Origin of the sequence: Leptolyngbya cf. ectocarpi LEGE 11479 (assembly GCF_015207065.1) — a bacterium.
GTDB classification, from domain to species: domain Bacteria; phylum Cyanobacteriota; class Cyanobacteriia; order Phormidesmidales; family Phormidesmidaceae; genus Leptothoe; species Leptothoe ectocarpi.
Genome location: NZ_JADEXP010000250.1, coordinates 1 through 9654, shown reverse-complemented (window position 1 = coordinate 9654; position 9654 = coordinate 1). Strand labels below are relative to the sequence as shown.

Genomic DNA, 9654 nt, shown 5'->3' with positions numbered 1-9654 from the left:
CTGCTAGCCGGTCACACAGCCGCAGCGCTAGGGTACTCTTTCCGTTGCCCCCCATGCCGTGCACCAGCACACCTACGGTGTCTTCCCTGCTGTAGGGCATCAGCGCCCGCAGACAGGCCTGTATCTCTCGCCGTCGTCCCACAAAGCTTTTACGGTCGGCTACTTGCCGACCCATGCCATCTTGATCCAGAAAGACTGACACCATGGATGGCTTTGGTGCTTTTTGGCGTTTTTTAGTGCGCAGCGGTGTTACTAGCTTGTCTGGAATGCTCTCTGCCACATACAGCCGCAGCAGGTGCCAGTCCCGCGCATTGGCCTTGAGCATGGTCTGAAATGTGAGTGTCAGCGCCTCCGGCAGACTTTTTCCTGAGGAGAGGGCCGCGTATAGTGCTTCCGCTGCTGTGATCCCATCTTGGTCTAGCACCGGCTGCCCCCAGCCCAGTACGGCTCCGGCTCCATAGTTTAGTAACTCCGCCGCCATAGAGGGCACGGTGCCCCCTCGACCGCTCTGTCCCGTGCGACAGCCCGACAAAAATACGACCGGTGGAAACCGAAACTGTACGGCCTGGGCAATGTCCTTTGCTGTAGAAGGCTGCGGTGCGCCAAATTCTGTCTCGGTGATAAAAATCGGCGCATCGTCCGTATGGTCCGCATGTCCCGTCAGATGTAGCACGTCAAAAGTGCCACTATCATAGGAAGTCACCAGGTTTTCTAGCTCACCCAGACAGCCACTTTCTTCGACCGTAAGCGCCAGCGGCTGTCGCTCTGTTGCCGCTAAGATGCGTCCTTCCTCTTGCTCAAAGTCCAGTACGGGCTCCACACCCTCTGGAGATGTCGCCATAAACAACACATTTAATGCCCGATTGGCCGGTGCTACAGCCAACGGCTGCAATGGTTGAGTTCCCTGCCCCGACCACCGCACCGGCACAACCGTAGGAGCCAGCTTAGCAGTCAAAAAATCTTGACCATCGTGCAGTACTTCCCAAGGTAAGTGGGCCAGCCTACCAGCAGCAGCAATCGCCAGCACCGTCAGCTCCCGAACCTGTTCTAGCTGGCTGGCCAGCCAGCGGTCACTCCCATCCAGCCATTGATAAAGCCTTTGCCCTGTTATGCCATAGTCCTCTGGCAGCAGTTGCACATAGTAGTCCCGCTCCGCCCTGGCAACCAGGTCATCAATCTCTGACAGAGCCAGCACCCGCTCCCGAAAATCAGCCAGATTTTCCCAGCCGTAGCGCAGAGCTATATGCTGCTCGCCTTTAGGTCTAAGGTCAATATGAAAAATCCGCATGGAGAATAGCCTAGAGAATCAGATTTTTTAGTACAGGAAGCTGGGAAAAGACACAAACAAGGCGATCAACACATACTCACCCTCTTACGATGCGCAGCGAATGCGGAGCAGCGTAACCCCTTGCCGTAACCCCTACCTCACCGATACCTTCGCTATAGAAGATCACCCACTTTCGGGGGGTGTGGGGGAGTTTAGGCCCCCACTTTAGGGAGGGTTTCAGGGAGGAAAGCCCTGAGCAACCCACTTCGCCTCTGCTCCAGAGCCCTGGGCCTATCCAGCTATCCATATGTTGGGTTTCGCCAGGCTCAACGCCAACCTACGAGATCACGGTTGAGATTATTTGGCTAGGGATTCTAGGGCTTTGGCAATATCCTCCACTGTGGCCTCTTCTAATAACAGACGACCCTTCGCAGTCACAATCAGGACCTTATCAATCGTCGGCTGATCCGCTTGCTGCTCTCGCCAAGCGACATACCACTTGTGCAATTGCTCCGCGATGATCATCACGCCACCCACGATCCCCACAATCGTCGCTACTGCCGTCAGGCCGCCATCCTTTTGCATCGCATCACTAACCGCATAGCTGCCGTCCACTCCGTCCAAGGCTACCAAGGCCGCCGCCGCCACATCAGCCCCAGCCCCTTCAATTGCAATTTGTAGTTTTGCCATTGGTATTTATTTGCTTTGCGTGAATGAATAATATTTAAGGATGGTGGGCGGTGCCCACCCGACAAGACCCAAATTAAGGCTACAAGGTCGTTTATCCCGATTTCTAATCAATTTTTTCTGGTGCAAATAACCTACCCAAATTTCAGTGGCGTTGGGTCACCCCATCCCCTATAATTGGGGACTGGAATATTCCTACAAAGGAGCTAAACGCTACATGGCGCGATATAGAGGTCCTCGCCTTCGCATCACTCGCCGCTTGGGTGAACTGCCCGGTCTTACCCGGAAAGTTGCCCGTAAGGCCTACCCACCCGGTCAGCATGGCCAGGGTCGCAAGAAAAAATCCGAATATTGTATTCGTCTCGAAGAGAAGCAAAAGCTTCGTTACAACTATGGCGTTACCGAGCGTCAGCTGCTGCGTTACGTGAAAAAAGCACGTCGTGCCTCAGCGTCTACTGGGCAGGTCATTCTGCAACAGCTAGAAATGCGCTTGGATAACACCATCTTTCGTCTGGGCATGGGACCTACGATCCCCGCTGCTCGCCAGGTAGTTAACCATGGTCACATTACTGTCAACGGTCGCGTTGTTAGCATTCCTAGCTATCAGTGCCGTCCCGGTGATGTTATCGGCGTTCGTCCTAAAGAGGCGTCTAAGACTCTAGTATCAGCCAACCTAGAATTTCCGGGTCTGGCCAATATTCCTACTCACCTAGAGTTTGATAAAGCCAAGATGGAAGCCAAGGTGAATGGCATCATCGAACGTGAATGGATAGCCCTCAACATCAACGAGCTGCTCGTGGTTGAGTATTACTCCCGTAAAGCGTAGACCGACTGTCGCTCTACTTAAATACGTTAGCCTACCCGGCTGTATTTTACTGGGCGTTGCTGATTTGCGGTGCGGCTAACTCTTGGGTCCTTAATTCAAGATTGGCCAATCCGGTTTACTATCATCCTCTAGATCAGCAGCTGCTCTTACCGCGCTAGTTTAGTAATTTCCATTTTCCCCTAGGGTCCGTCAGCCTTAGGGGTTTTTATTGTTAAAACGCTTATTAAAGCGGTATCCACGACAATATAATTAGCTCCCCTTTGACTACACCGATCTGTAATTCGTAGATAAACTCATAGCGATCTTCGTTTCTGTCCCAGGCTGTAATCCATAGCTCATAGGCACGGGTATCGCGTTCAAGGCTCGGCAGCTGCCGCATGACGTCAATCTGATAGCCGCGATAACTTTGTAAAAGATCGGCAACAGCGGCGGTAACCGCTGCCGCATAGTGTTGCTCTGAGTAAATTCTCGGAAATATCATGATGAACGTCTAGAATCGATAAAAGTCATGCTCATTAAGTAAGTGACGTTACGGAGATACCCTAGAGTTGCCAGTAGAGTGTAAAGTTTTAAGAAAAGGGACCTGAGCGGATGGCTGTAGATCAAGAAAGAGTGCAAACATTGCTGACTCAGGCTCAACCGCTAACGGAAGCTGAGGTACTGGCCGATCTCCCAGCGGCTGTGGTAGAACGACTCAAGACAGAATCGGCAACGCCATTGGTGGCGGCGTTGGGCCTGAGCGACGCCCTGTGGATTGATAATCCCCATAAGGGGGAAAAGGGAGCCTCACGAGCTGTACGGGTGATTCAACGAGATGAGGCGTTGATTCGAGCCATTGCCTTTTACCGGCTTAAGGGGGGAGAAGAGTTAGAGAAAACAGCCGTTTTTTTTGAAGAAACGTTTGCGGCAACCAGCAAACATGATGGGCAAGTGAGCCATACGAGTTGATGGAAACGGCTGTCTTCTTTATTTAAAATCTCTTACCTATTTATGGTGATTAATGGTGTGAGGAATCAGCGAGTGAGGTTTTTCTAGATCATAGGCATGCATGATACTATCGTCTCCCATAATCTCTCGAGGATGGCCATCGGCAACAATCTGGCCCTGATACATAATCAAGGTGCGATCGCAAACCTCTAACAAAAACTCCAAATCATGGGAGGCAATCACCATGGTCTGCTGCAGCCCTTTCATAAACGTGATCAGCCGCCGTCGACTGCGAATGTCCAGACTGGCGGTGGGTTCATCGTAGAGCACAATCTGGGGATTCATGGCCAGTAGTCCAGCAATGGCGACCATTTGTTTTTCCCCGCCTGAGAGGTGATGGGGGGGGCGGTCAGCTAGAGACTGTAATCTCGTCAGATCAATGGCTGCATCCACACGCTGCTCCACCTGCTGGGGAGAGAGTCCCATGTTGGCAGGGCCAAATCGAATATCTTCTCGCACTGAGGCAGAAAACAGCTGATTATTAGGGTTTTGAAACAACAGCCCGATTTGAGGATTAAATCCACCCGTTACGACAGGCTGATCCATCAGACGAACAGTACCATTAGTGGGGGTGAGCGCTCCACACAGGGTCATAAACAATGTGGTTTTGCCACAGCCATTGTGCCCGATAATGCCCACACGTTCACCTGGAGCGATGCGTAGAGAAATATTGTCAAGCACCCGTCGCCGATCGGGATAGGAAAAGCAAAGGTGGTCAATAGCAACTGCCGCCACTGTTGCATGGGCAGCTGTATGGGGTGCAGCAGCAATTGTTTTCTTAGGCAATAGAGATGTCATAGACGCTACTCAAAGAGCAAGGGCAACAGGTTTGAAGAGGTTTAAATTAGTTTTTAATTGCGAGCGTTAAGTTGTGAGAATTTCTGGGAGCGTTAGTATTTGCTGTTCCTAGGACGTAACTTGCCAAAACTAAGACCCCATAATTTGTCCCTAGTCTTGAACTCAAGATCAGGGTACTGTCTGCCAGAGCTGTAACCCGATCAAACTCAGGGAAATGGTAGCGCATAATCCAACGGCTGCCAGATCACCGGGGTGTCCCCAGCCTCTAACCTGGGATAAACGGCTGCGACTATGGCCGTAGCCCCGCAGTCGCATCGCTTTATAAACCCGTTCTGATTGTTCATAGCTGCGTACCAACAGAGTGCCCGTGACAGCAGCAAGCTGTTGCCAGCTTTGGCGGTTACCTCTGGGCTGAAACCCTCGCAGTCGCATCGCCTGCTGGAGATGGTCTAACTGCTCCGCTATGTCAAACAGATATCGATAGGCCAGCAGCGCCATTTCGGCCAGTATGGGGGGTAGTCCTAGGGAAACCAGGGTTTCCACCAAGGTGAGGAGGGGTGTGGTGCCCAGCAGCACCATACCGACGGTGACAATGGAGAAAAATCGACCGGCGATTAGGCCCGTGGCCAGTAGACCCTCTTGGCGAATGGCCAATGGTCCCCACTGAGCGAGCACCGTGCTGCCCGAGAGTAGCGGTAAGGCAATAACCATCCCCAGAAGAAACAAACCGGGATAGCGTAGGCGCGATCGCAAAAATGACCAGGGCAGCCCGGAGATGCCGTACAGCACCGCTGTCACGAGCAAGCAAGCTGGCACCAGCTGTACCCGTTGCACTGTGGCAAACCCCAGCATCAACAGGCCTAGACCCACAAGTTTGGCGCGGGACTGCCAGTGATGGAGTGGGGAGTGTAGACCGGCATAGGTATCTAGGGTCAGTCGCATAGCTGTTCCCCCGATGGACCGGTGGCCCGTGGTCGTTCGGTCTGTAGTACGGGGGCTAATCCGGTCAACAGTTCTGGCTTTGTACGCTGTAAGAAGGTCACCAATAGCGCTGTGAAAATCCCTTCAACAATTACCAGGGGGCTATGGGCAATCCCCAACGTGAGCAGGGCCGCTCGCTCAGTGGCTAGATCGAACCCGACCGGTATCGTAAAAATAAGCAGGCTGATAAAGATCGTTACTGCCAGGAGCATGCCAACAGCTCCTGCCAAAAAACCGCTGATACCATAGCGGACGGATGGTTTTAGGGAGGAGGGCAGCCAGCGGCGCAGCTGAAAAATGCCATGGCTGACTAGAGCCGGTACGCCGATGATGATGGCGTTCACCCCCAGGGTGGAAAAACCGCCATGGCCTAAAAACAGGGCCTGAAAAAACAAGCCAATTAAAATTGCTAAAAAGGCATAGTAGCCCAGCACCGCACCCAGCAGACCGCTGAGGACGAGATGCAAACTGACGGGCGGCAGAGGAATCTGAATCGATGAAACGACAAAAAAGGCCGCTGCCAGCAAAGAGGCCTTTGGCATTTGAGTGGCCGGGTCGGAGTGCCGATTGATCCGTCGGATACATTGCCAGGTAACAAACCCGCTGAGACCATAGCCAACAATGCAGAGCTGAGGTGGTACAAAACCATCTGGAATATGCACTAAGATTGTTTCCCTCGCGAAAAAAATAAAGCGGTACCCACTAATCCCCAGAGAGCCGCTCCGGCACCGGCCCAACGCTGTAGGGGGAGCGGTTCGGACGAGGAGGATACAATCGTCGCAAGAGATGCGGATGTGTCGGCTGAGGCTATTTGAGCGGCTTGGGTCAGGGGCACCACTGGCACGCTGACCGTAGTGCCGTGGCCCGCCTGTCGAACAACCACCTCCCAATTGCCATTCGTATCTGGGCTAAATTCAAATTCTCCCTGTTCGTTGGTTTGTCCAGTGGTCCAGGGTTCGTTGGGGTTTTGGGGGCTGTAGACCACAACCTGGGCAGAGGCCATGGGTTGTCCTGATGAATAGTGGGCCTCGACAGCAAATGTGCGGGTGACGGTTGCGATCGCGCCATGACTCCACCCAGGCGGACAGGATAAAAGCACCAATCCAAGACCACTGAGCACAGGAGATATCCCCTGCAACCATCGTCTCAAATAGTTCAACCTGACTGCAGACTCCCCAGTAAGGGCAACCATAGATGCACGTTAGAAATTTCTCCAATCAGTAAATCGTTTTCACTCTGATTGATTCAATGCCCCAGGGGGGGACATGGGGGCGATTCACCCCTAAAACTAGAAAGTCGCTGGGACCCAACCTTGGACCCCAGCGACTTTAGTGGAAATTGGAAGACTCAATTAACCCTGACCAAGGGATAAAGAAGTTAATGGATAAGCCCGAGAATTTTCCTCGACATCTTCTTAGCGGATGCTGGTGGTTGAAAGACGGCTGGCCAGCAGGTCAGGAGCGGTTAGAACCTGATAGTACAAGGGGCCTTGGTCAGCATCTTGAGCTAAACGGACATTCTTTACCAGGTTATTGAGTTCAGCCGTTTTCACGTCATAGGTTTGGGTAGCCAGTTTGGGATAGAGACCAATACCAATGATGGGGAGCAGCAGACAGACGGCGACAAAAGCTTCACGGGGCTTGAGATCCCAAGATGTATTGTTAGGAACTTCTAACTCTCCAGGTTTGCCAAAGAAGATCCGACGCAGCATTGACAGCAGATAAATCGGAGACAGAATCACACCGACAGCAGCCAAAATCACAATCGCTGCTTTGAAAAAGATACTGTAGGCATCGCTGGTGGAAAAGCCCAGGAAAATCGCCAGTTCGGCCGCAAAGCCACTCATACCAGGCAGAGCTAAAGACGCCATGGCACCGGCAGTGAACATGCCAAATGTGACGGGCATCGCCTTGCCCATACCGCCCATCTTATCCATCGCTAGGGTGTGGGTGCGCTCATAGGTCACACCGGCCAAGAAGAACAGTACGGATGCAATCAGACCGTGGGAAATCATCTGCAGCAGGGCACCACTCAGACCCAATGTGGTAAAGGCAGCTAGACCCAAGAGGACAAATCCCATGTGAGCCACGGACGAGTAAGCCATGCGGCGCTTGAGGTTGTCTTGACCAAAGGCCGCTAAGGATGCGTAAACAATATTGATGACACCAACAATGGCCAGGGCAGGCGCAAAGTAAACATGAGCATCTGGCAGCATCTCAATGTTCATACGGATGAGACCATAGCCTGCCATTTTTAGCAAAACACCGGCCAAAATCATTGAAACTGGCGCAGGTGCTTCACTGTGGGCATCGGGCAGCCAGGTATGAAACGGGAATATCGGTAGCTTGACCCCAAAGGCAATCAGAAAACCAGTGTAGGTAAACAGCTGCATGGGTAAGGAATAATCCTTAGCCGCCAGCTCACTAAAGTTAAAGGTGACATTATCGCCGTAAAAGGCCATGGCCAAGGCGGCTATCAAGATAAAGATAGAGCCAATGGCGGTGTAAAGAATAAATTTAGTCGCGGCATAAAGACGTCTCTGACCGCCCCAGATAGAAATCAGCAAGTAGACCGGTACTAGCTCTAGCTCCCACATGATGAAGAACATCAGCATGTCTTGAGATAGAAAAACACCGAGCTGCGCGCTGTACATCAGTAGCAGCAAGGAAAAATAAAGCCGGGGCTTCATGGTGATATTCCAGGAAGCAGCCGCTGCTAGCGTGGTAACCAGACCGCTCAAAACCACCAGAGGCATGGACAGACCGTCGGCTGCTAGGGACCAGTTAAGACCAATCTGGGGAACCCAAGCGTAGTTATCAACCAGCTGAAGACCGGCTTGATGAATGTCGTAATAGGTAATAAATGTGTAGAAAATAAGAGCCAGTTCGACTAAGCAAGCGCCCAGGGTATACCAGCGAAGTGTTTTGCCCTCACTATCTGGCAGTAGGGGAATGGGGATAGCGGCTAACAGAGGAAATAATACTAGCGCTGTTAGCCACGGGAAGTGTTCAACAATCATGCCAACTCATGCGTACAACTCGTTATTAGAGGCGCGATTTGCCGAGAGGCAGTTGGTCTAGGTGAAGGGACTACCAAAAAAACACTAGGCTAACTGACCGGACGGCAATGAGGAAATATACCTATTGCTCTACGCCCAGTTACAGTATATGTAATTTGGTTAACTTTTGATAAGCCCAAAAGCCATGGAAACCATTTGTTTTTCTTAATAACTCCATATGTAGACTTCTTGGGAAGCTGCTGAAAAATGACACATGGGTAATGGTTGTAGATGTAATTAATCATAAGTTATGTAAAGCCATATCAATAAAATAGCGGCTAGATAATTCCATTCCTGGTGGCTGTCTGTGCAGCCTGCGGGGAAATCGATGTTGGGTAAGTTTAGGTGAGCTGGGCTTGGGTGCCCTTAGGGTCAATGGCTAGGGTGTGGACTGAATAAGGAATATTGGCGGATTCCCAGGGGCGACCCAGGGTTTGGCGAACGCTAGCGACGGATTCTGGGCTGGTAAGGGCCAGCAGCGTTGGTCCAGCGCCGCTAATGACTAGTCCCCAGGCTCCGGCGGCCAGGGCCTGGTCATAGATGTCGTCGTAGTGGGGGATCAGGGTTTTGCGGTAGGGCTGATGGATGCGATCGCACAGCGCCGTTTTCAACCATGCGCCGTCCCCTGTAGCGAGGGCTTGGGTGAGCAGGGCCAGATGAGCCGCATTAAAAATGGCATCGGCACGGCTGTAGCTATCGGGGAGAACTCTACGGGCATCGGCGGTGGCGAGTTCAAAGTCTGGGATGGCGACGACTGGAATAATGGCATCGTGCCAGGGGATGGCGCAGAGGTTGAGCTGAGCATTTTTGTCATGAACAGCGAGACGGCAGCCCCCCAGCAGTGCCGGGACGACATTATCTGGGTGGCCTTCGATATCCGTTGCTAGGGCCGCAATTTGATTTGAGCTGAGGGGATTGCCTGCTAGCAGGTTGGCACCGACTAGGCCACCGACAATGGCGGTGGAGGAGCTGCCAAGGCCACGGGATAGGGGGACGTGGAGGTCAATATCGATGTGGATTGGGGGGGGGGGTTTTTTAGGGGGGGGTAAA

11 protein-coding genes are annotated in these 9654 nt (G+C 52.4%); 2 read left to right on the top strand and 9 right to left on the bottom strand.

All coding sequences use genetic code 11. The features are described 5' to 3' along the window. The coding region (locus IQ260_RS21530; protein WP_193995148.1) for a CHAT domain-containing protein at positions 1 to 1288 on the bottom strand (1288 nt) is incomplete at its 3' end. Positions 1289 to 1624: 336 nt separating this feature from the next. After that, positions 1625 to 1957 carry a hypothetical protein gene (locus IQ260_RS21525; RefSeq protein ID WP_193995147.1) on the bottom strand — a complete coding sequence of 111 codons (333 nt, stop codon included), beginning with the start codon at positions 1955 to 1957 and terminating at the stop codon, positions 1625 to 1627. A gap of 214 nt (positions 1958 to 2171) precedes the next feature. Here IQ260_RS21525 and rpsD point away from each other — a divergent pair, with 214 nt between their 5' ends. Continuing rightward, positions 2172 to 2780, top strand: a complete 609-nt coding sequence (gene rpsD / locus IQ260_RS21520; protein WP_193995146.1) for a 30S ribosomal protein S4 — start codon at positions 2172 to 2174, stop codon at positions 2778 to 2780. A 223-nt stretch (positions 2781 to 3003) separates the two neighbouring features. On the opposite strand, the gene IQ260_RS21515 is transcribed toward rpsD, so the two are convergent. Beyond that, positions 3004 to 3261 (bottom strand): hypothetical protein, encoded by a 258-nt coding sequence (locus tag IQ260_RS21515; protein WP_193995145.1) that lies wholly within the window; start codon positions 3259 to 3261, stop codon positions 3004 to 3006. 110 nt (positions 3262 to 3371) lie between these two features. Between IQ260_RS21515 and IQ260_RS21510 the strand changes: the two genes are divergently transcribed. Continuing rightward, positions 3372 to 3728, top strand: a complete 357-nt coding sequence (locus tag IQ260_RS21510) for a hypothetical protein (protein WP_193995144.1) — start codon at positions 3372 to 3374, stop codon at positions 3726 to 3728. Positions 3729 to 3764: 36 nt separating this feature from the next. Here the strand turns inward: IQ260_RS21510 and IQ260_RS21505 are convergent, their stop codons facing one another. From IQ260_RS21505 to thrB, 6 genes are all read right to left on the bottom strand, one after another. Beyond that, the gene (locus IQ260_RS21505; protein ID WP_193995143.1) at positions 3765 to 4565 is read right to left on the bottom strand and encodes an energy-coupling factor ABC transporter ATP-binding protein; all 801 of its coding nucleotides are present in this window, start codon (positions 4563 to 4565) and stop codon (positions 3765 to 3767) included. Between the two features lie 168 nt (positions 4566 to 4733). Beyond that, positions 4734 to 5507 (bottom strand): cobalt ECF transporter T component CbiQ, encoded by a 774-nt coding sequence (gene cbiQ, locus IQ260_RS21500; RefSeq protein WP_193995142.1) that lies wholly within the window; start codon positions 5505 to 5507, stop codon positions 4734 to 4736. Beyond that, on the bottom strand, positions 5498 to 6208 hold the full coding sequence (gene cbiM / locus IQ260_RS21495) for a cobalt transporter CbiM (protein ID WP_193995141.1): 711 nt from the start codon (positions 6206 to 6208) through the stop codon (positions 5498 to 5500). The genes cbiQ and cbiM overlap by 10 nt, the downstream gene beginning before the upstream one ends. After that, complete coding sequence (locus IQ260_RS21490) at positions 6208 to 6738, bottom strand: carboxypeptidase-like regulatory domain-containing protein (RefSeq protein ID WP_193995140.1); 531 nt, start codon at positions 6736 to 6738, stop codon at positions 6208 to 6210. The genes cbiM and IQ260_RS21490 overlap by 1 nt, the downstream gene beginning before the upstream one ends. Positions 6739 to 6960: 222 nt before the next feature. After that, on the bottom strand, positions 6961 to 8565 hold the full coding sequence (locus tag IQ260_RS21485) for an NAD(P)H-quinone oxidoreductase subunit 4 (protein ID WP_193995139.1): 1605 nt from the start codon (positions 8563 to 8565) through the stop codon (positions 6961 to 6963). A gap of 380 nt (positions 8566 to 8945) precedes the next feature. After that, positions 8946 to 9654 (bottom strand): homoserine kinase (gene thrB / locus IQ260_RS21480; protein WP_193995138.1); only part of this gene is annotated, 709 nt, incomplete at its 5' end.